The 24,382-nt window shown below is 40.6% G+C and carries 26 protein-coding genes and 8 tRNA genes; 25 read left to right on the top strand and 9 right to left on the bottom strand.

From position 1 onward, the window contains the following. Positions 1–31: 31 nt before the first annotated feature. From AC2HW8_RS06595 to AC2HW8_RS06585, 3 genes are read right to left on the bottom strand one after another with little or no spacing between them, the layout of a single operon-like run. Positions 32–2,209 (bottom strand): hypothetical protein, encoded by a 2,178-nt coding sequence (locus AC2HW8_RS06595; protein ID WP_484327322.1) that lies wholly within the window; start codon positions 2,207–2,209, stop codon positions 32–34. After that, positions 2,187–3,083 carry an ABC transporter ATP-binding protein gene (locus AC2HW8_RS06590; protein WP_293640043.1) on the bottom strand — a complete coding sequence of 299 codons (897 nt, stop codon included), beginning with the start codon at positions 3,081–3,083 and terminating at the stop codon, positions 2,187–2,189. Before AC2HW8_RS06590 ends, AC2HW8_RS06595 begins: the two co-directional genes overlap by 23 nt. Continuing rightward, a complete protein-coding gene (locus AC2HW8_RS06585; RefSeq protein WP_021883583.1) occupies positions 3,076–3,453 on the bottom strand; it encodes a GntR family transcriptional regulator in 378 nt (125 codons plus the stop codon). Before AC2HW8_RS06585 ends, AC2HW8_RS06590 begins: the two co-directional genes overlap by 8 nt. A 212-nt stretch (positions 3,454–3,665) precedes the next feature. On the opposite strand from AC2HW8_RS06585, the gene sigG reads away from it, so the two are divergent. From sigG to AC2HW8_RS06525, 12 genes are all read left to right on the top strand, one after another. Beyond that, complete coding sequence (sigG, locus tag AC2HW8_RS06580) at positions 3,666–4,448, top strand: RNA polymerase sporulation sigma factor SigG (RefSeq protein WP_021883584.1); 783 nt, start codon at positions 3,666–3,668, stop codon at positions 4,446–4,448. 204 nt (positions 4,449–4,652) lie between these two features. Continuing rightward, positions 4,653–4,955: a YerC/YecD family TrpR-related protein gene (locus tag AC2HW8_RS06575; RefSeq protein ID WP_021883585.1), complete on the top strand. Its 303-nt coding sequence runs from the start codon at positions 4,653–4,655 to the stop codon at positions 4,953–4,955. Next, positions 4,955–5,731, top strand: coding sequence for a class I SAM-dependent DNA methyltransferase (locus tag AC2HW8_RS06570; RefSeq protein WP_117967679.1), 777 nt, complete (start codon positions 4,955–4,957; stop codon positions 5,729–5,731). Before AC2HW8_RS06575 ends, AC2HW8_RS06570 begins: the two co-directional genes overlap by 1 nt. Before the next feature lie 5 nt (positions 5,732–5,736). Beyond that, positions 5,737–6,627 carry an Hsp33 family molecular chaperone HslO gene (gene hslO, locus AC2HW8_RS06565; RefSeq protein ID WP_015522705.1) on the top strand — a complete coding sequence of 297 codons (891 nt, stop codon included), beginning with the start codon at positions 5,737–5,739 and terminating at the stop codon, positions 6,625–6,627. A gap of 163 nt (positions 6,628–6,790) precedes the next feature. Next, positions 6,791–6,866, top strand: a tRNA-Val gene (locus AC2HW8_RS06560). A gap of 5 nt (positions 6,867–6,871) precedes the next feature. Further along, positions 6,872–6,948 (top strand) — tRNA-Asp (locus AC2HW8_RS06555). Positions 6,949–6,954: 6 nt separating this feature from the next. Next, positions 6,955–7,030: transfer RNA gene (locus AC2HW8_RS06550), tRNA-Phe, on the top strand. Between the two features lie 7 nt (positions 7,031–7,037). Further along, positions 7,038–7,113: transfer RNA gene (locus AC2HW8_RS06545), tRNA-Gly, on the top strand. 697 nt (positions 7,114–7,810) lie between these two features. Then, positions 7,811–7,886, top strand: a tRNA-Val gene (locus AC2HW8_RS06540). Between the two features lie 5 nt (positions 7,887–7,891). Then, positions 7,892–7,968: transfer RNA gene (locus AC2HW8_RS06535), tRNA-Asp, on the top strand. Between the two features lie 6 nt (positions 7,969–7,974). Continuing rightward, a tRNA-Phe gene (locus AC2HW8_RS06530) sits at positions 7,975–8,050 on the top strand. A gap of 7 nt (positions 8,051–8,057) precedes the next feature. Beyond that, positions 8,058–8,133, top strand: a tRNA-Gly gene (locus AC2HW8_RS06525). 244 nt (positions 8,134–8,377) lie between these two features. On the opposite strand, the gene AC2HW8_RS06520 is transcribed toward AC2HW8_RS06525, so the two are convergent. Then, positions 8,378–9,214, bottom strand: coding sequence for a zinc ribbon domain-containing protein (locus AC2HW8_RS06520; RefSeq protein WP_117968115.1), 837 nt, complete (start codon positions 9,212–9,214; stop codon positions 8,378–8,380). Between the two features lie 410 nt (positions 9,215–9,624). Here AC2HW8_RS06520 and thiM point away from each other — a divergent pair, with 410 nt between their 5' ends. Genes thiM through cytX form a run of 5 tightly spaced genes read left to right on the top strand, consistent with a single transcriptional unit; the run spans position 9,625 to position 13,770 of the window. After that, positions 9,625–10,446 (top strand): hydroxyethylthiazole kinase, encoded by an 822-nt coding sequence (gene thiM / locus AC2HW8_RS06515; protein ID WP_015522707.1) that lies wholly within the window; start codon positions 9,625–9,627, stop codon positions 10,444–10,446. Beyond that, entirely contained in the window at positions 10,433–11,077 is a 645-nt protein-coding gene (gene thiE / locus AC2HW8_RS06510) for a thiamine phosphate synthase (RefSeq protein WP_444446913.1), read from the top strand. Before thiM ends, thiE begins: the two co-directional genes overlap by 14 nt. Then, on the top strand, positions 11,070–11,732 hold the full coding sequence (locus AC2HW8_RS06505) for an HAD family hydrolase (RefSeq protein WP_117951149.1): 663 nt from the start codon (positions 11,070–11,072) through the stop codon (positions 11,730–11,732). Before thiE ends, AC2HW8_RS06505 begins: the two co-directional genes overlap by 8 nt. Positions 11,733–11,758: 26 nt before the next feature. Further along, the gene (thiD, locus tag AC2HW8_RS06500) at positions 11,759–12,577 is read left to right on the top strand and encodes a bifunctional hydroxymethylpyrimidine kinase/phosphomethylpyrimidine kinase (RefSeq protein WP_021882611.1); all 819 of its coding nucleotides are present in this window, start codon (positions 11,759–11,761) and stop codon (positions 12,575–12,577) included. Beyond that, positions 12,574–13,770 carry a putative hydroxymethylpyrimidine transporter CytX gene (cytX, locus tag AC2HW8_RS06495; protein ID WP_118101844.1) on the top strand — a complete coding sequence of 399 codons (1,197 nt, stop codon included), beginning with the start codon at positions 12,574–12,576 and terminating at the stop codon, positions 13,768–13,770. Before thiD ends, cytX begins: the two co-directional genes overlap by 4 nt. 113 nt (positions 13,771–13,883) lie before the next feature. On the opposite strand, the gene AC2HW8_RS06490 is transcribed toward cytX, so the two are convergent. The 5 genes from AC2HW8_RS06490 to AC2HW8_RS06470 all read right to left on the bottom strand — a co-directional run bounded on the left by AC2HW8_RS06490 (position 13,884) and on the right by AC2HW8_RS06470 (position 17,401). Beyond that, positions 13,884–15,572: a recombinase family protein gene (locus AC2HW8_RS06490; RefSeq protein WP_484327321.1), complete on the bottom strand. Its 1,689-nt coding sequence runs from the start codon at positions 15,570–15,572 to the stop codon at positions 13,884–13,886. Positions 15,573–15,659: 87 nt separating this feature from the next. Further along, on the bottom strand, positions 15,660–15,833 hold the full coding sequence (locus AC2HW8_RS06485; protein WP_178573970.1) for a transposon-encoded TnpW family protein: 174 nt from the start codon (positions 15,831–15,833) through the stop codon (positions 15,660–15,662). Beyond that, positions 15,830–16,663: a ParB/RepB/Spo0J family partition protein gene (locus AC2HW8_RS06480; protein WP_484327320.1), complete on the bottom strand. Its 834-nt coding sequence runs from the start codon at positions 16,661–16,663 to the stop codon at positions 15,830–15,832. The genes AC2HW8_RS06485 and AC2HW8_RS06480 overlap by 4 nt, the downstream gene beginning before the upstream one ends. A 96-nt stretch (positions 16,664–16,759) precedes the next feature. Next, positions 16,760–17,095 (bottom strand): replication initiator protein A, encoded by a 336-nt coding sequence (locus tag AC2HW8_RS06475; protein ID WP_227143464.1) that lies wholly within the window; start codon positions 17,093–17,095, stop codon positions 16,760–16,762. A 96-nt stretch (positions 17,096–17,191) separates the two neighbouring features. Continuing rightward, positions 17,192–17,401: a hypothetical protein gene (locus AC2HW8_RS06470; RefSeq protein WP_484327319.1), complete on the bottom strand. Its 210-nt coding sequence runs from the start codon at positions 17,399–17,401 to the stop codon at positions 17,192–17,194. A 488-nt stretch (positions 17,402–17,889) separates the two neighbouring features. Here AC2HW8_RS06470 and AC2HW8_RS06465 point away from each other — a divergent pair, with 488 nt between their 5' ends. The 8 genes from AC2HW8_RS06465 (at position 17,890) to AC2HW8_RS06430 (ending at position 24,293) form a co-directional block, all read left to right on the top strand. Further along, positions 17,890–18,786 (top strand): LysR family transcriptional regulator, encoded by an 897-nt coding sequence (locus tag AC2HW8_RS06465; RefSeq protein ID WP_418517423.1) that lies wholly within the window; start codon positions 17,890–17,892, stop codon positions 18,784–18,786. Positions 18,787–18,891: 105 nt separating this feature from the next. Beyond that, the gene (locus AC2HW8_RS06460; RefSeq protein WP_484327318.1) at positions 18,892–19,518 is read left to right on the top strand and encodes a flavodoxin family protein; all 627 of its coding nucleotides are present in this window, start codon (positions 18,892–18,894) and stop codon (positions 19,516–19,518) included. A gap of 15 nt (positions 19,519–19,533) precedes the next feature. Next, positions 19,534–20,310, top strand: a complete 777-nt coding sequence (locus AC2HW8_RS06455; RefSeq protein ID WP_418517415.1) for an EFR1 family ferrodoxin — start codon at positions 19,534–19,536, stop codon at positions 20,308–20,310. Beyond that, complete coding sequence (locus tag AC2HW8_RS06450; protein WP_418517416.1) at positions 20,303–21,472, top strand: iron-containing alcohol dehydrogenase; 1,170 nt, start codon at positions 20,303–20,305, stop codon at positions 21,470–21,472. The genes AC2HW8_RS06455 and AC2HW8_RS06450 overlap by 8 nt, the downstream gene beginning before the upstream one ends. Positions 21,473–21,538: 66 nt before the next feature. Continuing rightward, positions 21,539–22,384, top strand: a complete 846-nt coding sequence (locus AC2HW8_RS06445) for an aldo/keto reductase (RefSeq protein WP_484327317.1) — start codon at positions 21,539–21,541, stop codon at positions 22,382–22,384. A gap of 23 nt (positions 22,385–22,407) precedes the next feature. Beyond that, complete coding sequence (locus tag AC2HW8_RS06440) at positions 22,408–23,067, top strand: flavodoxin (RefSeq protein ID WP_484327316.1); 660 nt, start codon at positions 22,408–22,410, stop codon at positions 23,065–23,067. A gap of 102 nt (positions 23,068–23,169) precedes the next feature. Next, positions 23,170–23,619, top strand: a complete 450-nt coding sequence (locus AC2HW8_RS06435; RefSeq protein WP_418517420.1) for a flavodoxin family protein — start codon at positions 23,170–23,172, stop codon at positions 23,617–23,619. Between the two features lie 8 nt (positions 23,620–23,627). Then, positions 23,628–24,293, top strand: coding sequence for a DUF4405 domain-containing protein (locus AC2HW8_RS06430; RefSeq protein ID WP_418517421.1), 666 nt, complete (start codon positions 23,628–23,630; stop codon positions 24,291–24,293). Positions 24,294–24,382: the final 89 nt, after the last annotated feature.

Raw genomic sequence — 24,382 nt, 5'->3', positions numbered from 1 at the left:
AATCCTGCTTTCCTGTAGTGTAATGCCTGTATCAATATTCGCTGTCGTCAATATAAGAATCATCTGTATAGTCATACAAATCGGATGAGGAGGTGTAATCATCGTAGTAATATTCGCCTGCGTATTCCTTATAAGATGTTGAATCACCCGGCAGATAATCCTTGTCCATATACAGCTTGCTGTTCAGAATACCAAGCTCCTGCAACGCTTTTATAGTGTTTTTAAAGCTTTTGGGAACAGTATAAACAACCTGTGCTCTTGCGGCAGTATTGCCGTTGTAAGAATCCATATTTCTTATTCCATCGTAATACGAATTAACATCACCTGTTGCAATCGCAATCACACATACAGCATCGGGTTCGGATTCTATAAAGCTTTCGTATGAACCGTAATTGACATAGGCAACATCAAGCGCATGATCTGCATACTCGGTCATTTGACCTATTTTCGCAAAGTCCTCGTCACTGCAATTATCAAGGTCTTTGAGAAAAGCCTCTTTAATTTTTTCGGCTGTATTTTTGTAATTTTTAGAATAATTTACTGTTCCGTCATCATCAGTATAAATGATTTTGCTTGATACAAAATCAGGATGCTTATCGTCAGTTGCTTTGCCGTCAAAGCCTGCAACGATAAATGTGTTAATATCCTTGTAATCAGCTTTTACAAGCGGACTGTATGCCTTGATATAGCCCTTTGAATAAATGATGTCGGATGTGTCAAGTTCGTTATAAGTGCTTGAAAGATAGCTCTCAGTTTCTTCAAAAGCCGATGTTGAACTGTATGCTCTTGTGACAATATGACCGTTATTAAGCGTGTATGCAAATGCGTAATCGGGATTTTTTGAAATCTCGCTGAATACAGGAACATTGTCCTTGAACATTGAAATCCAAGTGTTCTTGAACTTGTTCTTTACCGAATAATTGCGGTTGTCAACAAGTTGGAAATGTGCCTTCAGGATATTTGCGATTGTGTCTTTGTCTGTAATATCGTCAGCCATATCTTTAAGATTTTTGCCGACAGCACTGCCTTTTGCCTGATAGTTTGAATTTGCGTCATAGAATCCGGCACTCTTGATATCCTGAGTTTTCGGTACATAACTGTTGTAGCCGAATGCGTCAAAACAGCAGAGAGCAACACCGACACAGCTTACAATAATTAACGCACCGAGCGGAATCGAAGTTTTGATAAGCTTTGAAAAGCCTCTGTATAAAATAAGATGAACGATGATGTAAACGGGAACGCTTGCAAGAATAAATCCGAAAACAAAGCCTGCATATCCGCCCAGAACATTTACCGAGCCGAAAAGCACACCGAGGAACATGCCTGCAAGGAATGAAACAAGCACCTTGATTATGTAGCACGGAAGGTGGAATGCAAATGCCGACTGTGCTCTTTCCGCTTTTCTCTTTTTTGCAAGAAAAGCACCGAGAACAATACAAGCAACCGAGAAAATCAGCCAGTAAATAATGTTGATTCCGTCATATGCGGCAAGCGGATTGAGTGCGTTCATGATAATGCTGTCTTTGAAAATTCCGACATAAAAGCCGTCAAAACAACCCACAACAATGCCTTTGATGAAGATTGCGGAAAGCGGATAAGCTACGCAAACCGCAATGAACATAAGCACGGAGTTGAGCATTGTTCCGCAACAAATTGCAATAAGACCGAAAAACGAGATTGATGCAAGTGTTCCGAGGCATATTTTGAGGAACATCGAACTAAGCTCGCTTATTACGGAATTTCCTGTGCAGACCGTGATAATTGAAATCACTCCGAGGAAGAATAATGTCGGGATAATTGACATGAGGTATGCCGACGCTGTTTTTGTGACAAACAGCGTCGACCTGCCAATCGGCAGAGAACCGTACAAATCAGCCTTGCGTTTATTGTGCAGATACGAATAAATTCGCACCGTGTAGATGATTGTAAATATTATTGAAATAAGATAAATGAGGTTTGCCGATGAATACTGGAAAATCTCGATTATGCCTGTGCCTGAGTTCGTAACTCCCAGAAAGTTAAGGCTTAACAACGCACCTGTAAAGGTCATGTCCTCGCCAAGCACAACGCATATTGTGTAGCAGATTACAACCGTTACAGCCGAGATAAGTCCGAATACCACAAGCAACGGAGTACAGGCTCTCAGGTCACTGCGGAAGAATGAAAATGCCTGTTTCATTCTGCTTTTAAATGATGTTTTCTGCGTCATAACCTGCTGCCCCCATTTCACTTATAAAAATTTCCTCCAATGTCATCGGAACGGCTGAAATGTAAAGAGGTTTACGCTCCTCAAGCTTTGGCATAAACTCATCTTCCGTTCCTCTGATTGTAAGGTCGAATATATTTCCGTTTCTCCACAAATTGATAACATTGATTTCTTCAAAGAACGAATTATCGGGAACTTCCGTGAACGCAACCTGAACCTTGCGGAGTCCAAGCTTGATTTCGTCAATTTCACGCTCAAGAAGCAACTTGCCCTTGTGGATAAGGCAGATTCTGTCGCACAATTCTTCAAGCTCACGCAGATTGTGTGACGCAATGACAACGGTCATATCGTTTGCGGAAACATTGTCAATGAGAATTTTCTTTACAAGACGGCGGACAACCGGATCGAGTCCGTCAAAAATTTCATCAAGCAAAAGATATCTCGGACAGGTTGAAATCGCCAATATCAAAGCCGCCTGTCTTTGCATACCTTTTGACATATCAATTATTTTTGCATCAGGGTCAATAGGAAACACGGAGCAAAATTGTCTGAAAGCGTTCTCGTTCCAATTCGGGTAAAGACTGCGGTAAAGATATGCCGTGTTTTCGAGTGTTGCACTGTTTGAAAAATACGGAAAATCGGGAATAAAAAAACATTCGCCCTTAACAGACGGATTGTTATAAATGTTCTGACCATTAATTTTAACTTCACCGCTGTCAGCATCAAACACACCTGACAAAATTCTCAGAAGTGTTGATTTTCCGCCGCCGTTGCTTCCGACAATGCCGAGTACGGAGCCCCGGTTTATGTCGAGCGTAAAATCATCAACGGCAGTTACCTTACCGAACCTTTTTGTTATGTGATTAACCTCAATCATTCTTACCGCCTCCTTCGTATATGGCGTCAATAATGTCAATAAGCTGTTGGCGGGGAACGCTGTACAGTTCTGCATTTTTGGTGGCTTCTCTGAATGCTTTCAGAGCCATATCTCTGTATGCCGTGTCTTTTGTCAGCTTGTCGGTCATAAATGTTCCTCTGCCGACAGTTGAGTAAATGTAGCCGTCAATTTCAAGCGTGCGGTATGCCTTTGCAACGGTATTCGGGTTTACTCCGATTTCTTTTGCAACCGTTCGTACAGGCGGCAGTCTGTCACCCGATTTGAACACACCCGCCGATGCAAGTCTGATTACATTGTTGCAAATCTGCTCGTAAATCGGCACACGGCTTGTGAAATCAATTGTAAACATAGCCGTCCTCCTTTTAATGATTTATATGCGAATTTGTATAACATGGCTAATTCTACACTTAAATTGTACCATTTGATTGTACCATTGTCAATGTACAATTTTAAAGTTTAGAAAACTTTTTAAAAAAATTACTCAAAGTATAAAAGCAATAAAACCGTCAATAACTATTGTAAAGACAAAACCGATTAAAATTCAGATTCGGGGGTAATTCTTTGCAATACGGAAAAGTTGAAATCTGCGGAGTAAACACATCACAGCTAAAACTGCTTAAAGAAAGCGAAAAACGGGAACTGCTTAATATAATCAAAAACGGTTCTCCTGCCGAAAAGAAAAAGGCAAGAGACAAGATGATTAACGGAAATTTGCGGCTTGTGCTGTCCGTAATTCAAAGATTTACAAACAGGGGCGAAAATCCCGATGATTTGTTTCAGGTGGGTGTAATCGGGCTTATCAAGGCGATTGACAATTTTAATCCGACGCTTGATGTAAGATTCAGCACCTACGGAGTGCCTATGATAATCGGTGAAATCAGACGGTTTCTGCGTGACAACAACTCAGTTAGGGTTTCACGCTCAATGAGGGACACGGCTTACCGTGCAATGCAGATAAAAGAACAGCTCACAAATAAAAACAACCGTGAGCCGACTGTTGAAGAAATTGCCAAAATTATGGAGATGCCAAAGGAACAGGTGGTGCTTGCGCTTGAGGCAATTGTCGAGCCGGTGTCGCTTTATGAACCCGTGTTTTCGGACGGAAACGATACTATATATGTAATGGATCAGATAGGCGATAAGAATGACGATTCAACATGGCTTGAAGAAATTGCCGTAAAAGAGGCAATTACAAATCTTTCGGACAGGGAAAAGCGGATTCTTTCAATGAGGTTTTTCCGTGGCAAAACTCAGATGGAGGTTGCGGCTGAAATAGGAATTTCACAGGCACAGGTCAGCCGTATTGAAAAAGGTGCTCTCGATACTATAAAGAAAAACATTTAACCGTAAGTGCAAAACAGCTGTTCAGTCGGACGGCTGTTTTGTGTTTGCATAAATTTATGTGTAAAAAATCACAGGCAAATTTCGTAAAAAAAGACGAAAAAACAGTTTTTACTTTACTTTCGTACTTTTGTGTGTTAAAATTTTAGTGTATGAAAACATATTGCTTGCAAAATTTACGGAAACAAAATTAAGGAGGAAACGGTTTTGAATTCAAAGCTGAAAAATGATTCTACCGACTATTTATTCAAGGCAATTCTTTCTCTTGAAAACGAGGAAGATTGCTATCGCTTTTTTGAAGATTTATGCACAAGTGCAGAGCTTAAAGCCATGTCACAGCGTCTTGTTGTTGCAAAAATGCTTACCGAAAAAAAAGTATATACCGAAATTGTTAAGGAAACAGGTGCGTCAACCGCAACTATCAGCCGAGTGAAAAGAGCGTTGTTTGACAACGATACATACGGCTACACGCTTGTGCTTGACCGAATTAAAAACGGAGAAAAAGAGTAATGCCGAGCTATTTGTCATTTGCCCGATTTTATGACGGACTTATGCAGGACGCCTGCTATGAAAAACGCTGTGACTATATTTTGAAGCTTGCCGAAAGTTTCGGTCATGATATGGGCATAACGCTTGACCTTGCCTGCGGAACGGGAACTCTTACCCGACTTTTGAAAAAGCGGGGCGTGGATGTTTTCGGAATTGATTACAGTATGGAAATGCTCAGCGAGGCAATGCAAAGTGCCTCCGAAGAAGGGCTTGATATCCTGTTTTTAAGGCAGAAGATGCAGAGTATTGACTTGTATGGTACAATAAATACCTGTGTTTGTACTCTCGACAGCATAAATCATCTTACAAAAATTGAAGATGTTGCAAAGACATTTGACCGTGTGGGACTTTTTATGGACGATGACGGTCTGTTTATTTTTGATGTCAACACGGTGTACAAGCATAAAAATATTCTTGCGGATAATACCTTTGTGTATGAAAACGACAGCGTTTTCTGCGTATGGCAAAACACTCCCGAAGATGATAACAAGGTGAAAATCGACCTTGATTTCTTTGAGGAAGAAAACGGTGTGTATTATCGTTCGTCCGAAAGCTTTTCGGAAAGAGCCTATACAGATGCTGAAATCAAAAAAATGCTAACGGATGCAGGTTTTGAAGTAGAGGCTGTTTACGGCGACCTTACCTTTGAAAGCCCGAAAGCGGATGAACAGAGGGCAATTTATGTTGCAAGGATGAAAAAATCACGCAACAAAGAGTTTAATGAATCGAAAGGATAACCGATATGGATAAAATAATTCGTTGTATTACATCTGACGGTGCGATTATGGCGGCTTGCGTTGATGCCTCTGACATAGTTTTTACTGCAAAGAAGATTCACCATCTTTCACGCAGTGCCACAGCCGCACTCGGCAGACTTTTGTGTGCAACCTCAATTATGGGCGATATGCTCAAACAGAAAGATGCGTCAGTCAACCTCCGTGTAATGGGTGATGGTGAACTCGGTCCCGTTATCGCAGTCGGCGACAGCAGCGGCAATGTAAAGGGTTATGTCGGCAATGCAGACTGCCCGACGGAATATTATGAAAACGGCAAAATCAATGTTGCAAAAGCAGTCGGCAGAACAGGTATGCTAAATGTTATGCGTGACTACGGTTCAGGCGATCCGTACATAGGTCAGGTTGAGCTTGTCAGCGGTGAAATTGCCGAGGATATTGCAAACTACTACGCAACAAGCGAACAGATTCCCACAGTTTGTGCCTTGGGTGTGCTGATTGACAAAGAGGACGGCGAGGTTTTGCTTGCAGGCGGATTGCTTATTCAGCTTCTTCCGGGTGCAGACGATACTGTTATTGACAAGCTGGAAAAGAATATTGCAGAGCTTGAACCCGTTACAACTATGCTTGCAAAGGGTATGAGTATTCTTGATATCTGCAAAACAGCCCTCAAAGGCTTTGAGGTTGAAGTGCTTGACGAAAACCCTGTTAAGTATGTTTGCGGTTGTTCAAAAGAAAAGCTTGAAAATTATTTTTGTACCCTCAGCGATGACGATATCCGTTCTATGGTCAATGAACAGGGTGTTGCCGTTGCAACCTGTCACTTCTGCAATAAGAAATATGTCTTTACAAAGGATGACCTTGAAAAGCTGATTGCAGAGAAAAACAGCAAAGAATAAAGATTTTTAAAGGCCTTGTCGCAAATGTTCGTGATGTCACTCATAAAAATGAAAAAAATTTCAAAAAAGTGTTGACATTTGGAACAAGTTGTAGTATGATAATATCTGTCGCTGAGAGATATTCGAAATTCAACAGAACTTCGATAGAGCGACAAAGGCATGTGGGAGCATAGCTCAGCTGGGAGAGCATCTGCCTTACAAGCAGAGGGTCACAGGTTCGAGCCCTGTTGTTCCCACCACATTTGGCCCGGTAGTTCAGTTGGTTAGAACGCTAGCCTGTCACGCTAGAGGTCGACGGTTCGAACCCGTTCCGGGTCGCCAATTTTTGCCTCTGTAGCTCAGTCGGTAGAGCAGGGGACTGAAAATCCCCGTGTCGGTGGTTCGATTCCGCCCGGAGGCACCAATAAAATGCGGATGTAGCTCATCTGGTAGAGCGCCACCTTGCCAAGGTGGAGGTAGCGGGTTCGAGCCCCGTCATCCGCTCCATTAAATCAGTACAGTTGATGTACTGGTTTTTTTATTTTACAGATTTTTTTTCCAAACAAGGGGCTCGAAGGTGTAGCCTTGCGACCGCCGCCAGTGGCGGAAAGAGGGAGCAAAGCACTGTCTGAAATAAGGAGCAAAAGGAAATACATTTATGTGCAACGCATTGCGACTGTATTTCAGACGGTAAACCTTAAAATTAAGAGCGTTGATGAGAGTTAGGGTTACGCACCGCAAGCAGTTGGCGAGGTAGAACTTTTTGCATTAAACAATCCCCGTCATCCGCTCCAACTAAGACAGTACAGAAATTGTGCTGTCTTTTCTTTTTTGTACAATCTCGTAGGGGCGGATATCATCCGCCCGCAAGTAACTACTGAATTCTTTTGACAGACCCGATTTTATAAATGTCGCAAAACAATTGTTATACTGTAACAGCGAACTGCGCTTTCAAATAATACCGTGTGAAAACACGGGGCGAAACTCTTGTTTACTGTTTGAAATAAGGAGTTTACCATACTTGTATTAATAACTTCAGCGACTATGTTCTGATTGCCGATAATCACGAAATTGTAATTAGCAAATAAATTTTAAAAAACTGCAAAAACGGTATTGACAATCGACTGATTTTATAGTATTATATTACCTGTCGCTGAGATGTAATCGAAATTCGACAGAACTTCGATGAGCGATATAGGCATGTGGGAGCATAGCTCAGCTGGGAGAGCATCTGCCTTACAAGCAGAGGGTCACAGGTTCGAGCCCTGTTGTTCCCACCACATTTGGCCCGGTAGTTCAGTTGGTTAGAACGCTAGCCTGTCACGCTAGAGGTCGACGGTTCGAACCCGTTCCGGGTCGCCAATTTTTGCCTCTGTAGCTCAGTCGGTAGAGCAGGGGACTGAAAATCCCCGTGTCGGTGGTTCGATTCCGCCCGGAGGCACCAATAAAATGCGGATGTAGCTCATCTGGTAGAGCGCCACCTTGCCAAGGTGGAGGTAGCGGGTTCGAGCCCCGTCATCCGCTCCAACTAAGACAGTACAGAATCGTGCTGTCTTTTCTTTTTGTACAAATCTGTAGGTGCGAATATTATCCGCCCGCAAGTAAGCACACAAATTTTGTGATAAAATAAATAGAATTATCTAAAAACACAAAATGATTGTCATACAGTATCGTTCATCGGACAACGACGGAATCCCTTTGGCAGAGCCTGTATATTCCACACAACAAAAGGTCACGATTTTGAACCGTGACCTTGTTTTTTAAGACTATATCAGTTATTGATTCTTGTCAGCTTTGTGCCGGCTATGTAGAGAGTATCGCCGTCGATTCCCCATGTATCCGAACCGCCGTTTGCGGGATCGTCAGACCATTTGAGTGACTGCGACTGACTTTGATTTACAAAAGAAACCTCAAGGCTGATTGAAAGAGTTTTTTCATCATCAATGCTGTACTTCATATCAATCAAATTAAAAATCTCATCATAGTTAATAATGTCGCTGTATTCCGAGCTGCCAACATAATTTGAAATAAGTTCGCCGAGTTCTTTTGCATTCGGAATACCGATTGTTCCGTCAGGCTTGAACTCAAGTTGTAGGCTTACTCCGTTCTCCTCGGCAATCCATGTACCCTGAATCTGTCCCTGAGGAGTGGCTTTGTTAAGTCCGTTAAATATAAAGAATGCCGCAATTGCAACAACGAGTGCAACCGCAATGCCGCACGCTGTAATTATAAACGGTGTCTTTGACTTTTTCTTTGGAATCGGCTGTGCATACTGTGGCTGAACGCCCTGATTGTTATAATCATAAGAATATCCGCCCTGCTGACCGTTCTGATACTGATTATATCCGCCCTGTGCATTAACTGTCTGATACTGCGGTGCGGAATAATCATTTGCAGGCATCTGATTATATGCGTCAGTCTGATGATTTTCAACAGGCTGTGTCTGCTCATTCCGAACATTCATATCGGCAGTCTGTTCAACCGACTGATTTTCTGCAATCGGCTGTTCGTTCTGTACAGCTGATTCCTGTACGGGTACAGGCGCTCCGCAATCGGCACAAAACTTTTCATTAGGCAATAACTGTCTTCCGCAATTTTTACAAAACATACTTCTTCTCCTGTTCAACAAAAAATAATTTCGAGGAAAACCCCTTTACAACAGCAAATTCAACCATATTATCTGTTTATTTTTATTGTACTGTTTTTTCTTCTTCAAGTCAACTGATATTTAAAAATCAGTGTTTTTTTACATAAAAGATATACTGAATACAGAAGATTTTACTGAGGATAGATTCGTATAATCATTCTCGGTGACTATTTGTCAAGTTTTCATTGACAAATTACGACACAAATTGTATATTATAAGTAAGGGAGCTGACAAGTTAGTCGGCTGAGAGGAGGCTGAATGCCTCGACCTATGACCTGATTTGGATAATGCCAACGGAGGGAAACAGCGAGCCTTTACGGACACACCTTTTGTTGGTGTGTCCGTTTTATTTTTATAAAGGAGAATCCGCTATGATTGGAAATTGTCTTGAAAATGTAAGAAAAAATGTACCGCTTGTACACAACATCACAAACTATGTAACAGTAAATGATGTTGCAAATGTACTTCTCGCTTGCGGAGGAAGTCCGATTATGTCAGACGAACCCGATGATGTTGCCGACATCACAAGCATTTGCGGCGGTCTTAACATCAACATCGGTACACTTAACAAAAACTCAATTGAGGGTATGTTCATTGCAGGCAAAAAAGCTAATGAACTTTCTCACAAGATTCTACTTGATCCTGTCGGCGCAGGCGCAAGCAAGCTCCGCACAGACACAGCGGTTAAGCTTGCAAAAGAAATCAAATTTGATGTTATCAGAGGTAACATCTCGGAAATCAAAACTCTTGCACTCGGAAGCGGCACAACAAAGGGTGTTGATGCCGATGTATCGGATGCGGTAACAGAAGAAAATCTCGATAACGCAGTTGCATTTGTAAAGGATTATGCCAAAAAGTCGGGATGCGTAATTGCAATCACAGGTGCTATTGACCTTGTAAGTGACGGCGAAAAGTGCTATGTAATTCGCAACGGCCGTCCCGAGATGAGCAAAATCACAGGAACAGGCTGTCAGCTTTCGGGTATGACAACTGCATTTATCGTTGCAAACCCCGACAATGTTCTTGAGGCAACTGCCGCAGCAGTTTGTACAATGGGACTTGCAGGCGAAATCGCTTTTGCAAATATGGCAGAAACAGACGGCAACTCAACATACCGCAACCGAATTATTGACGCTATCTATAATATGGATGCCGAAACACTTGAAAAAGGAGCAAAATATGAATTGCGATAAAAAAGATTTGTTGCTCTATGCCGTAACCGACAGGGCATGGCTTAACGGTGAAACACTTTGCAGTCAGGTTGAAAAGGCTATTAAAGGCGGTGCAACATTCATTCAGTTAAGAGAAAAAAATCTTGACCAAAAGCATTTTCTTGAAGAGGCTCTTGAAATTCAGAAACTCTGCAAAAAGTACAATGTTCCGTTCGTAATCAATGACAATGTAGAAATTGCAAAAGAAATTGACGCTGACGGTGTTCATGTCGGTCAGAGTGATATGGAGGCAGGCAATGTCCGCAAGATTCTCGGTGACGACAAAATCATCGGTGTTTCGGCTCAGACTGTTGAACAGGCTCTTCTTGCTCAGAAGCACGGAGCAGATTATCTCGGAGTCGGAGCAGTTTTCAAAACAGGCTCAAAGGACGATGCAGACGATGTTTCACACGATGAACTTCAGAAAATCTGTGAGGCTGTTGACATTCCTGTAATCGCAATCGGCGGAATCAGCTCTAAAAATGTTACGGAACTCAAGGGCAGAGGTATCGTAGGCATTGCCGTTATCAGTGCTATTTTCGCTCAGCCCGATATTACAAAGGCAACAGCAGAGCTTAAAGCACTTACGGAAAAGACGATTGCAAATGATTAAATCTGCAATATTTGATGTTGACGGCACACTTCTCGATTCAATGAAGATATGGGATGACGCAGGAGAGCGTTACCTCTCGTCTGTCGGCAAAACAGCCGAAAACGGACTTTCCGAAAAGCTCTGTGCTATGAGTCTGACGGAAGGTGCGGAGTATATGAAAAAGCAGTATGCTCTTTCCTTTTCAACTGATGAAATAGTTTCGGGTGTGCTGAAAATCATTGAAGATTTTTACTTTTATGAGGTCGGTTTAAAAAACAATGCAAAAGAAATTTTGCAGTTTTTGGAATCGAACAATATCAAAATGATTATTGCAACATCAAGCGATAAAACGCATATTAAAAAGGCATTTGAAAGGCTCGGTATTCTAAAATATTTTACGGACATTGTGACCTGTTCACAAATCGGAAAAGGCAAAACAAGCCCCGACATTTACCTTGCCTGTGCAGATAAACTCGGAACAGCTCCGAGTGAAACGCTTGTATTCGAGGACGCTGTTTTTGCCGCAGAAACTGCTCACAAGGCAGGTTTCAAAACGGTGGGAGTGTATGACGAATCGAGCAGGAATGACAAAAACAGAATAAAAGCCGTTTGCGATTACTACGCAGACAGCTTTGAAAAAGCGGCAGATTGGGGGCACCACCTTTTGTCGCTGTAAAAAATTAATGCAAAGAGGAGATTAAAATGAAAACAGCATTAACAATCGCTGGCAGTGACTGCAGCGGAGGCGCCGGTATTCAAGCGGATATCAAAACTATGATAACAAACGGTGTTTATGCCATGAGCGCAATCACCGCACTTACCGCACAGAACACAACCGGCGTTACGGCAATTATGGAATCCACACCCGAATTTCTGGGTGAACAGCTTGAAAGTATCTTTACGGATATTTATCCCGATGCCGTAAAAATCGGAATGGTTTCTTCATCAAGCCTTATAAAAACAATTTCGGACAAGCTGAAAAAGTACGATGCAAAAAATATTGTTGTCGATCCGGTTATGGTGGCAACAAGCGGAGCAAAGCTTATCAGCGACGAGGCGGTAAGCACTCTCAAAGAGCATCTCTTTCCGCTTGCAACAGTTCTTACACCGAATATTCCGGAGGCGGAAGTTCTCTCTGAAATGAAAATTTCAAATGAGGAAGAAATGATAAAAGCCGCTGAAATAATCAGCGAAAAGTACGGTTGTGCGGTTCTCTGCAAGGGCGGACATCAGATTAACGATGCAAACGATTTGCTCTTTAAAGACGGCACCTACACATGGTACAACGGCAAAAGAATCAACAATCCCAACACACACGGAACAGGCTGTACACTTTCAAGTGCAATAGCCGCTAATCTTGCAAAAGGCTTTGACCTTGACGCTTCCGTAAAGCGTGCAAAGGATTATATTTCAGGCGCACTTGCGGCAATGCTTGACCTCGGCAAAGGCAGCGGTCCCATGAACCACGCTTTTGACATTCAAAGTAAATTTACAAAAGAAAATTCGGAGGCAGAGCAATGAAAAAGCAGACAAGTGTATTTGAAAACAGTTTGATATGGTTCGGAGCAGGCGTTTCAATCGCCGAAATTCTCACAGGTACATACTTTGCTCCGTTAGGTTTTGAAAAGGGTATTTTAGCCGTAATCATCGGTCACATAATCGGATGTGCAATGCTCTTTTGTGCAGGACTCATCGGCGGTAAGTGCCGTAAAAGCTCAATGGAAACCGTAAAAATGAGCTTTGGCAACAAGGGCGGACTTCTTTTCTCTGTCCTCAATGTTATTCAGCTTGTCGGCTGGACAGCCATTATGATTTATGACGGTTCGCTTTCGGTAAACAGTATTCTGAATATGGGCGACACAGGCAGGTGGATTGCCTGTATTGTAATCGGTGCATTGATTGTACTTTGGATTCTTGTCGGCATTTCAAACCTCGGCAAGCTCAACACAATCGCAATGGCGGCACTGTTCATTCTCACAATCGTGATGTGTTTCTTTATTTTCGGAAACGGCAACGGTATGGGTGCGGCAGGCGATGACTCAATGTCATTCGGTGCGGCAGTTGAGCTTTCGGTAGCAATGCCGCTTTCATGGTTACCGCTCATCAGCGACTACACAAGAGAGGCGGAAAAGCCGTTCAAGGCAACTCTCGCAAGCACACTTGTTTACGGTGCGGTAAGCTGTTGGATGTACATAATCGGTATGAGTGCATCTATCCTTACAGGCGAAAGCGATATTGCAAAAATCATGCTTAAATCAGGACTCAGCATTGCAGGTCTTATAATTGTAATTCTTTCAACAGTTACAACAACCTTCCTTGACGCTTATTCGGCTGGCATTTCAAGCGAATCAATATTCTCAAAACTCAAAGGAAAATATGTTGCCGTTGCAGTAACAATAGTAGGTGTAATCGCCGCAATTGTTTATCCTATGGATGACATCACCGATTTTCTCTATCTCATCGGTTCGGTATTTGCTCCGATGATTGCCATTCAGATTGCAGACTTTTTCATTCTCAAAAAAGACAGAGCAAACAAAGCCGTTGACATCTGCAACATCATAGTATGGCTTGCAGGCTTTGCGGCATATCGCTTCTTGCTGAATGTTGATACCATAGTCGGCAACACCTTGCCCGATATGGTTTTCACAATCATCCTCTGCATCATAGTTACCAAAATCGCAGATAAAATCACCTCAAAATCCAAAAAAGCGTAATCGCTTACAACAAAGTCAAATCCCCGTCAGATTTAGCCATTGGCTAATAAGGCAGTATTTAAGGAATTATGGTGTAATCCCGATAAAGGGGGTTACACCTTTTTCTTTATTATTTAAGCGGATTTCTCCGCTTTTTTCTGTTTTACTCTTTCCATTGTATCAATAAGCTGTTGCTCTGTCGGAATGTCAAATAATCCGGCTGCCGTAAAGTAAATATCCACTTTAACATTGTTGTGAGAATGCTTTTTCTCATTGTTGTGAATTTCTATACGCTCAATAAGTTTGTTTACAACGGTTGGAGTAAGTTGTTTCATCTCTGTAAATTCCATAAGTCCCTGATAAAGCATCTTCATATCGACAGTTTGCTTTTGAAGTTCAATGAGAACTTTTTCATTTTCCTCAACCTCTGATATAAGTCGCTTTTGCTCAGCTTCGTATTCATTTGCCATACGGGAATAACGCTCATCGGATAACTTACCGAGAATATTATCCTCATAAATTCTTGAAAATAGTTTGTCCAAATCGGATATTCTTTGCTTTGCACTTTCGGTTTTGGCTCGCAAAGATTTTTCTCGATTTATAGATTCTGCACCTTTCTTTTCGGAGATAAGATAAAGAAATGCACTGTTGTAGCAACGAACAAAATCCGCAAGTTCGGATATGGCTTCTTTAACGATTGCTTCAAGTACAACATCTCGTATAAAGTGAATTGTGCAAGTACCACGACCGTCTTTGTAGGAAGAACACCTCCAAAACTCTTGATTTTTCTTTAAGCTTTTAGAAGCACAAAAGTGAAGTTTAGAACCGCAATCGGCACAATATACTAAACCTGAGAACAAACTCCTTCTTCCTGTTGCGGTATTTCGCCTTTTATTCTTCCTGAGTTCTTGCACTCTCAGCCAAGTGTTTTCACTGATAATTGCTTCTTGTGTGTTTGGAATAATCTGATAATCCTCTTGTAATTTCTCAATTTTCTTATGCACTTTATAACTGACTGTTGTACTTTTGCCGTTTACAGTACAGCCGGTATATTGTCTGTTTTCAAGAATATGAACAATAGAATTTTCTCTCCAATGATAGATATTAATAGGCATAGGATTGCTTGTTTTCTTACCTACGGAATTGAAATATGCTGTCGGCGTAAGCACTTTTTCGGCTTCAAGTTGTCTTGCAATTTGCGACGGACCTTTACCCGAAATGCAAAGATTAAATATCTTTCTAACAATTTCAGCCGCAGGATCATCTATGTACCATTGTTCCTTGTTACATTCAATTTTCTTGTAACCATAAGGCACTGTTGAAGAAATCCTCATACCCTTTGAGGCTTTCATTTCATTAACGGCACGGATTTTCTTTGAAGTTTGTGCAGCATACCATTCGTTAAAAATGTTATGAAACGGCATCATTTCCGTTCCCATGCCTTTCGTGGTATCAACATTTTCCTGTATGGCTATGAAGTTGACACCTAAGGTCGGATAGACAATTTCCGTATAATGACCGCAAAGCAAATGCTCTCTGCCAAAACGGGATAAGTCTTTTACAATTACGGTTGATACCTTACCTGCTTCAATAAGGCTTTCCATTTCCTGAAAACCGGGACGGTTAAATGTTGTTCCGCTGATACCGTCATCGACAAAGAATTGCGGATGTAAATATCCGTTTTTCTTTGCATAAGTCATAAGAATTTCCTTTTGATTTGATATTGAATTACTCTCACCCTCTAAATTGTCGTCTTGAGATAAGCGGCAATACAGAGCGGTGATTTTTTCTTCTTGTCCTTGCATATTTTTGTTTGTTGCCATAAATTATCTGCTCCTTTCTGTGACAACAGGGCATTGCAATGTATAGGTATTGTACACTTGCAATGCCGCAGTGTCGATTGTGCAAACTTATGCTATCTTTAATTCTGTAAGTAAATCTTCAAATTGTTGAAGCACATTTTCTCTGCCGTTAGGATTAAAATGTGTACTGACTTCATAAGTTGTGTTGCCTATTTTCATAAAGAACGCTTCATCATTCTTTTCAAAATACGGTGCATATATTGATTTGTTTTTATCTGTCATCTTTCGTCCCTCCTGTTTCTTTCTCTTTGTTTCTGCCATTTTTCAAGCAGGGAAATGATTGTCTTTTGTATATCGGATTTGGTGTAGCTTTTCGGGAAATATTTGCGTATATCCTCTTCCATAAATCTAACTTGCTCTTTTTGATTTGGCTTTTCTTCATTGAGAACGGCGAAAACCGTATCGACGAAAAAGTTGCCGTCTTTACTGAATTTTCTTAATCGCTGTGCCTGCGATAATGACGGTGTAGCGTCGGTAAATTCGATTTGTTCAAGCAATATTTGCTGTTCATATTCCGACAGATATGAAATTTCCACCGCAGGAGTAAAGGCTATTCTTTCTTCATCAACAAGTTTAAGTAATTCGGGTATTAAGTATGTCAGGCGGATATATCGCTGTATTTGTCTTGCACTGTCATCGACGGTTTCTGCAATTTTTTCATCTGTTCTTGACTTTGTGCCAAGTTGGCACGAAGTTTTCCCTTGATATTTCAAAGCCTCTGATTTCATTTTGTAGGCAAAAGCTTTTTCACTCGGTAAAATATGCTCACGGTGTATGTTTGAATCCACCATTTGCACAATTGCCTCGTCTTTTGTAAGTTCTTTTATTATCATGGGTATGTTTGTTATCCCTAACGCTTTGCAGGCTTCAACTCGTCTGTGTCCGCTGATAATTTCATATTTACCCGCCGGAAAAGAACGAACTATTATCGGTTCAAGCAATCCGTTTTCTTTTATGCTTTCTGTTAATTCTTGTTGCTCAATTCCGCTTCTTTTCTTAAACGGATGATTTTCAAAGGGAACAAGCAAATCTATACTTATGTTTTTTATCATTTTAACCTCCATATATATTCTTTTCTCGGCCGGTAACAGTCTTAATCTTCTAAGTCTTATTACCTTCCGTTATTCGGAAATTAAGAAAACCGAAAATCAGAATTGTTTCAGATAGATAATGCTCGGCTTCCCCTGACCTTGTCTTTTGCGAATAATCAAATCTGCGACTTCAAGTTCGAAGAATAACTTGCATATCTTTTCGTGACCGAAATGCAGTTTTTCCTGAGCGGATTTTATTGTGAAATATTGATATACTCTGCCTTGTTTATCTATCCAGCCGTTTTTGACGGACAAATACATTCGGTCAAGCAAAAGTCCGTACAGCATTTTTGCATCGGTTGAAACCGATTTGTACTTTTCTTCAAATAACGCTTTCGGTACTTTGTAGAAAGCAAAATTTTTGGCGTCCGATGTTTTGAAATATTTGTTCACTGTATCACCTCTGTTTCTGTATTGATTTGGTGCCAAAATCGGTAATTTTTTCTTTTGTATCGGCTATTTATTGAAAACAAGTATCTCTACATCAAATTAACCGCTGTCATCATATTCACGGCAATTTTTAACGCTTTTTGCACCTCTTTTGGATTTGTACTTCGGGCAGAAAACAACGATTGTCTTGTGGCTCTGCTTGCATTTGTTTTTGCATTTAAGACAAAGGCTGTTATATATTCGTCTGCCTGTTTTGGGATTTATGAAAAAATCCCATTCTCGCTTTGCCTTCTTTGATAATCTCGGCATTGTAAAAACTCCTTTCACTTGTTTGAACCGGGAGAGGCATTTTGCACCCCCTATTTGCAAATAAATTTTCCCTCTCACTTGGTAGGCAACGAAAACGGTCAAAAATTAACCCTCTGACAAATATTTTTTTATTACCCCTTCACTTGTTAGAACTGAGAACGCTTTTTTGGGGGGTGTTTTTGAAAAATTTATATTTTTTAATATTTACCTCTCTATTCATTTGGACAAGAGGTGTCAAAATGCACACCCATTTTCTTGATTTGCAAAACATTTTTATTTACCCCCTTACTTGTTTGAACAGGGGGAAGCGTTTTGTACCACCATAAGATGGAAAAGTTAAAAAATTAAAATAGCCGCCTGTGTGTTCAGACGGCTATTTATTAGTCAATTTGATTTTTTGAGAGTTTTAAAGTATAATTAAGAAAAATATTTATCATTTTGATATACAACAGATTGTGATTTAATTTTGTTATGTAGGTGGTGGGATGATGTATAATCCACAGATAGAAACATTTATAAAGGTTGCGGACGCAGGAAGTTTTAACAAAGCGGCAGATGAATTGTATATCACGCCGACTGCCGTTATTAAGCAAATCAATTTGCTTGAAAGCTCGCTTGACTTGGTTTTGTTTGAGCGTACGCACCGTGGGTTGATACTGACTAACGCAGGCAAGTCGCTTTATCAAGACGCTAAGTACATTATCGGCTATTGCAAGGACAGTGTTGTCAGGGCGAAAAATGCAATGAGCGAGGGCGAAAATATTATTCGTATCGGCTCGTCACCTACAACTCCTGCCCAATTACTTATGCAAATGTGGCCGAAAATTCAAGAGCAATGCCCGGATATAAAATTTGAAATTGTTCCATTTGAGAACACACCCGAAAACGCAAAAGAAATACTTGCGAATTTGGGAAAGAACATTGATATTATCGGCGGAATATTTGACGACACAATGCTTAAACTCAGAAAATGCGAGGGCTTGCAATTATCCCGTGAGCCGTTTTGCTGTGCAGTATCCATTCACCACAAGCTTGCACAAAAGGATAAACTTCAAATCAGCGATTTATACGGCGAAAATTTAATGCTTATGCACCGTGGCTGGAGCAATTATGTTGACCGATTGCGTGACGATATTTGGCAAAATCATACGCAGATACATATTGTTGATTTCGATTTTTACAATATGAGCATATTTAACAGATGCGAAAACACGAACGATGTTTTGCTTGCGATACCGGGTTGGGCAAATGTTCATCCTTTGCTGAAAGTTATTCCTGTTGAGTGGGAATACAGTATTCCGTACGGTCTTTTACATTCGATGACTCCAAGCGAAAATGTTCGACGGGTTTTAGATGCGGCTAAGAATATAGTTAAAACTAAATAAGCAGTTATAATCCAAAGGTATATACTGAACAACAAAACGAGACTTCATTTGAGGTCTCGTTTTTCTTATAATATAGTTGAAAAGAAAAACTAAGGAGTGGTAGAAATGAAAAAATTAAAAGCATTGCTTATAAACGGCAGTCCGAGAGCAAAGGGCTGTACTTACACGGCATTGACCGAACTCAAAAACACATTGGAGCAAGAAGGTATGGATGTTGAACTTATCCATGTAGGGCACAAGGATGTGCACGGTTGTATCGCTTGCAGAAAATGCAAGGAAATCGGCAAGTGCGTATTTGATGACATTGTAAATGAGGTTGCACCTAAATTTAACGAGGCAGACGCTTTTGTTATCGGAGCACCTGTTTATTACGCATCTCCTGTCGGCGGAGCAATCGCATTTCTTGACAGATTATTTTTCAGTACGAATTTTGATAAGACAATGAAGGTCGGTGCGGCTGTTACAACCTGTCGCAGAGGCGGTAACACAGCATCATACGATGTGCTCAACAAATATTTTTCAATCAGCTCTATGCCGATTGCCACAAGTCAGTATTGGAATATGGTTTACGGCGGTCAGGCAGATGAAGTTTTACAGGACAAAGAGGGCTTGCAGACTATGAGAACGCTCGGCAGAAACATTGCTTTTATGGCCAAGAGCATTGCACTGGGCAAGGAGCAATTTGGGCTTCCCGAAAAAGAACAAATTACATTTACAAGCTTTCATCATTAAAAGCAAGGAGTAATTATGGTATTTTATTTCACCGCAACGGGCAACAGCCTTTATGTTGCAAAGTGTATTGAAGAATATCCTGTCAGCATACCGCAGGCTATAAAAAATTCATCAATCTATTCAGACAACCAAATCGGTATTGTTTGCCCTGTTTATTGCGGCGAAATACCGAATACGGTAAAAGAGTTTTTGAAAAAATCGAAGTTTGAAACAAAATATATGTATCTCATTTTAACCTATGGCAACAGTGCAAGCGACTGCCCCGAGTTTACATATAACGAGTTTAAGGCTCTCGGTATCAACTTTGATTATATAGATACCGTTCACTGCGTTGATAATTACCTGCCTGTTTTTGATATGGCAGAAGAAAAGAAAATTGACAAAGATACAGATGCTCAAATTGCACATATAATCAAGAATATCAGACTAATGAAAAAAGGTGTTCCAACTGCAACAGACGCAGACAGGAAACTCCACAAGCAAGTGGCAACGCTGAATAAAATCATTCCGTCATTTAATAACGGCAAGATGATTAAAATAACCGATAAATGTATCGGCTGTAAAGTGTGCGAAAAGGTTTGCCCGACAGGCAATATAATTGTGCTGACGGATTACGCACAAAGGCGAAGCAAAAAATGCGAATACTGCCTTGCCTGCGTTCACGCTTGCCCTCAAAAGGCAATTATCATTAAGCACGAGAAAAACAAAAACGAGCGATACAGGAATGAAAATGTATCACTCGATGAAATAATAAAATCAAATTTTCAGGATAGGAGAGAAAGCTATGAATAATTTTATTTTTGAAAATTCGTCAAAGGTATATTTTGGCGAAGGCTGTGTAAAGGAATATCTTTCAAATATTCTTTCAGCTTACGGCGACACGGTTATGCTCTGCTACGGCGGTGGCTCGATTAAGAAAAATGGCATTTATGACGAGGTTATAACCGTACTCAAAAAAGAAAACAAGGCAGTTGTTGAGTTTAGCGGTATTCCGTCAAACCCGACATACAGCAAGGTGCTTGAGGGGGTTAAGCTTGCTAAAGAAAGCAACGCCGATTTGATTCTTGCAGTAGGCGGCGGAAGTGTTATGGACTGCTGTAAGGCAATTTCACTCGGTGCAAAATATGACGGTGATATTTGGGCTGACTTTTGGGCAAGACCGGGTGTGATTGATTTTGAACCGTTGCCGCTTGGTATGATCGTCACTGTTTCAGGCACGGGCAGTGAATGTAACGGCGGTGCCGTAATCACAAATGAAGAACTTAAAATCAAAACGGGCAAAGATTATCCTCAGCTTAACGCAAAATTCGTTATGCTTGACCCGACATATACTTACAGCGTTCCTGAATTTCAAATGGTATCGGGTGCTTTTGATACTCTTTCACACATTATGGAAATCTATTTCAGCGAGCCGAATGAAAGCAATGTATCGGACGATATATCCGAGGCTCTTATGAAAAATGTTATCACCAATTTGCGTGCCGCTATCAAAAATCCCGAGGACTACACAGCAAGAAGTAACCTGATGTGGGACGCAACAATGGCAGAAAACCGTATCATCAAACTTGGCAAAAAGACGGATTTTGAATGTCACCAAATGGAGCACCAGCTCGGCGCATACACTAACTGCAACCACGGTGCAGGTCTTGCCGTTCTTCATCCTGTTTATTACAGACATATTTGCAAGGCAGGCGAAAAGAAATTTGCTCAGTTTGCAGTTAATGTTTGGGGTATTTCAAAGGACGGCAAAACAGACGAAGAGCTTGCAAAAGCAGGTGTTGAGGCCCTGGCAGATTTTATTAAGGAAATCGGTATGCCGACAACCTTTAAAGAACTTGGAATTGATGAAAATATCAACCTTAAAGAAATTGCAGACTCATGCGGCATTGTACCGGGTGCATACAAAAAGATGACACACGAAGAAATTCTTCAAATTTTTGAAGAATGTAAGTAAACCCTTGACCTAAAGTAAACTTTAGATATTAAAATTTAATTATCAAGCAGAAAAGGAGTAACTATTATGGAATTTACAAAATTAAATAACGGTGTTCAAATGTCAATGCAGGGTATCGGAACATTTTTGCTCACACCTGACGAGGCAGAGGCATCTGCAACCTACGCTCTCAAAAACGGATGTCAGCTTATAGATACAGCAAATGCTTATTGCAACGAAAAAGCAGTAGGCAGAGCAATGAAAAACGCTGGCATTGACCGTAAAAATATTTTTCTTGAAACAAAGCTTTGGCCGTCATTTTATGAGCAGGACAATGCAGTAGACAAAACTCTTGAAAGACTTCAAACAGATTATATCGATTTGCTTTTAATTCATCAGCCTGCCGGAAACTACATTGCAGGATATAAGCAAATGGAAAAGGCATACAAGGACGGCAAGGTTCGTGCAATCGGTCTTTCAAACTTTAACGAAGAGCAGATTTGCGAAATCCTAAATATCTGCGAGGTTAAGCCGTCTGTTCTTCAAACCGAAGTGCACCCGTATTATCAGGAAAATGAGCTAAAAAAATTCCTTTCTCACGAGGATATTAAAATTCAGGCTTGGTATCCGCTGGGTCACGGTGATAATGCGCTTCTCAATGAGCCGCTCTTTAAGAGCCTTGCGAAAAAATACGGTAAGTCGACAGCTCAAATCATTCTTCGTTGGCATATTCAGGAGGGCAACATTATTATTCCGGGTTCAAAGAACAGCGACCATATCAAGGCTAATTTTGATATTTTTGATTTTTCACTCACTGATGAAGAAATGGCAAAAATATCATTACTTGATAAGGGCGTAAGATATTATACCTCAACACCGGAAATGCTTAAAAAGTATGTCGAGATGATACCGCCTGTTGACGAACAAAAATAATTAAACTAAAGGAGATTAAGATTATGAAAAAATTAACCTCAATTCTTTTGGCACTTGTGCTTGTGTTTTCTTTCGCAGCTTGCTCTAATAATTCGAGCGACAATTCAAATACAACCTCAAGCACTTCACAAACTGCGAATGCTCCGGCAGATACTTCAAAATCCACCGATGAAAATATCCAAAATTCTAATACAAGTTCAAAAATATTAGTTGTTTATTATTCTGCAACAGGTAGCACAAAAGCTGTTGCAGAAACTATAGCCGACACTTCCGGAGCAGATTTGTTTGAGATTACACCTGTTGACCCTTACACAAGTGATGACCTTAACTGGACTGATGACAACAGCCGTGTAAGTGTTGAGCACAACGACGAAAGCAAGCGTGATGTACCACTTACAAAGACTACGCCTGATAATTGGGCAGATTATGATACAGTATTTATCGGCTATCCGATTTGGTGGGGCATTGCTGCTTGGCCTGTAAACAATTTTGTTAAGGGCAATGATTTCAGCGGCAAAACCGTTATTCCGTTTTGCACCTCATCTTCTTCGGGTTTAGGTCAAAGCGGTGACCTTTTAGCAGATATGGCAGGCACAGGCAATTGGCAGGACGGCGAAAGATTTTCTTCAGGTGCCTCATCAAGCAAGGTCGAATCTTGGGTAAACGGTCTTGACCTTAAATAAGTTTATCAAATCTATAGCTGTGCTTTTGGCGGTTACTGTTACGGTGATACCATTATGTCTTGGCTTTTCGGCGAACATTAAATTATTAAGAGAGGTAATATTATGAAAATTCTTTTTATTAACGGCAGTCCGAACAAAAACGGAAATACTGCTAATCTTGCCTCAATTCTTTTGAACGGCAAGGAATACGAAACACTTAATTTAACTGACTTCACAATCGGCTCATACGGTCAAACTTTACCTCATGACGGACTTGACAGAGTGATTGAAAAAATGAAAGAGGCTGACACAATCGTTATCGGTTCTCCGCTTTATTGGCACAATATTTGCGGCTCTGTTCGTAATGTTTTAGACCGTTTTTACGGCAAGGTTGACGAGAGCGAGCTCTTAGGCAGAAAGCTATATTTTGTATTCCAAGGTGCGGCACCCGAAAAGTGGATGCTTGACGCAGGCGAATACACAATGAAACGCTTTGCCGCACTTTACGGTATGAAATATATGGGAATGGCAACGAATATTAAAGAGGCTAAAGATTTAAGCAAAAACATATGAACTCTAAAATGAAATTGAAGTTAAAGCCGATAATTGATATTTTAATGACATTTGCTCTGCTTCTTTTGATGTCCTACGAGCTTTTAGGCTCAACTGCACACGAGGTAGTCGGCGTTGCTATGTTTGTGCTTTTTGTTGTTCATCACGCACTCAATATAAATTGGGCAAAGCATTTAGCGAAAGGCAGGCAAACACCTATAAGAATTTTTCAAAATATTCTTGTTTTGCTTGTGCTTATATCATTTGTCGGCTCAATCGTCAGCGGGGTAATTGTTTCAAGGCATCTGTTTGCATTTTTGAATATAAAATCAACCTATGCAGCGAACAGAATCCATATGCTTTCTGCATATTGGGAATTTATATTTATGTCGCTCCACCTCGGACTTCATTTCAATATGATTTTGCTAATGATAAAAAAGAAAAAGCAACTCTCACCAAAAGTGAAGACTGCTTTCAAAATAATATTCATACTCATTTTTGCATACGGAATTTACGCATTTTTCAAACGAGATATAGCATCTTACCTGTTCCTTAAAAATCAGTTTTTCCTCCTTGGCGATAACGAACACCTTCTGCTTTATCTCTTTGACTATATGTCAATAATGTTTTTCTTTGCAACATTGAGCCACTTTGCTTTTTCAATATTAAAGTCGAATACAAAAAGCGGGTCTTAGGGTGTCCCTAACGAGAAAATTACCGTTTGGATAACCAAATGGTCTGCTCGCTAAGATTATGCATTGCAACTTGGCAAATAAAATTTAAG

This window comes from Ruminococcoides sp., from assembly GCF_057037865.1.
The sequence above is the reverse complement of the archived record's forward strand: the minus strand, read 5'-3'. Positions and strand labels throughout refer to the sequence as shown.